Annotated in this window: 1 protein-coding gene; it reads left to right on the top strand. The window is 66.8% G+C overall.

Features of this window, described 5'->3' with window-relative positions:
- Window positions 1-1,488: leucyl aminopeptidase (locus EOA33_RS35450; protein ID WP_127407700.1), on the top strand; the 1,488-nt coding region annotated here is incomplete at both ends.

Below are 1,488 nucleotides of genomic sequence, written 5' to 3'. Positions count from 1 at the left end.
CTCTATTGCCTTCGCCAAATTCGCCGCGCCGAAAAGGGGCAGCGTCTTCGTGCTGGCGGCCGACGACGGTGCCGTAGGCAAAGCCGGCAAGGCTTGCGACCCGGCCGGCGCGCTCGCTCGAGCGTTCCCGGTGGCCGACTTTTCCGGCAAGTTCGGCACCGTCGCCGAGGTGCTGGCGCCGGAGGGCACCTCGATCGACCGCCTGGTGGCGGTCGGCGCCGGCAAGGCTTCCGCCCTCGACGACCAGGCATGGCTGAGGCTCGGCGGCACCATTGCCGCCTCGCTGCGCAAGGCGACCGAAGTCGCCGTCGTGTTCGATGTTCCGGGCACTGAGGCCGGCGGCAGGCAGGCCGCCAACGTCGCCGCGGGCATTCTTTTGCGCAGCTATTCCTTCGACAAGTACAAGACCAAGAAGGACAAGGACGAGCCGAAGAAGCCGGTCAAGGTGACGATCCACTGCGCCGACCCCACGGCTGCGAAAAAGGCCTTTGCCGACGAGGCGGCGGTGATTGGCGGCGTGCTTCTCGCGCGCGATCTCGTCAACGAGCCGGCCAATGCGCTTGGCCCGGTGGAGTTCGCCGCGCGCGCCAAGGAACTCGAGGCACTCGGTGTCGAGGTCGAGATTTTGACCGAGAAGGAGATGAAGAAGCTCGGCATGGGCTCGCTGCTCGGCGTCGCGCAAGGCTCGCCGCGCGGCGCCCGCATGGCCGTAATGCACTGGAAGGGCGGCAAGGCCAAGGACGCGCCGGTCGCCTTCATAGGCAAGGGCGTCACCTTCGACACCGGCGGCAATTCGATGAAGCCGGCATCAGGCATGGAGGAGATGAAAGGCGACATGGGCGGTGCCGCGGCCGTCACAGGGCTCATCCACGCGCTTGCCGCCCGCAAGGCCAAGGCCAATGTCATCGGCGTCATCGGCCTGGTCGAGAATGCCGTCGACGGCCACGCCCAGCGCCCCGGCGATATCGTCACCTCGATGTCGGGCCAGACCATCGAGGTTCTGAACACCGATGCCGAAGGCCGCCTCGTGCTGGCCGACGCTCTCTGGTACACCAATGACCGCTTCAAGCCGAGATTCATGATCAACCTGGCGACGCTGACCGGCGCCATCATGGTCGCGCTCGGCCAGCACTATGCCGGCCTGTTCTCCAACAATGACGAACTGGCGGACCGTCTGGCGGGCGCCGGGCAAGCGACGCAGGAGCGGCTGTGGCGCATGCCGCTGGGCGCCGAATACGACAAGCTGATCGATTCCAAGAATGCCGACATGAAGAACATCGGCGGCCGCTACGGCGGCGCCATCATCGCCGCGCAGTTCCTGCAGCGCTTCGTCAAGGAGACACCGTGGGCGCATCTCGACATCGCCGGCACGGCGATGGGCTCGCCGCCGAGCGAGATCAATCAGTCCTGGGGCTCGGGCTTTGGCGTGCGGCTGCTCGACCGTCTCGTGCGCGACCACTACGAGGGACAAGGCCGTTCGAGGCGCGA

This window comes from Mesorhizobium sp. M4A.F.Ca.ET.050.02.1.1 (assembly GCF_003997725.1).
Classification (GTDB): Bacteria; Pseudomonadota; Alphaproteobacteria; order Rhizobiales; family Rhizobiaceae; genus Mesorhizobium.
The sequence above is the reverse complement of the archived record's forward strand: the minus strand, read 5'-3'. Positions and strand labels throughout refer to the sequence as shown.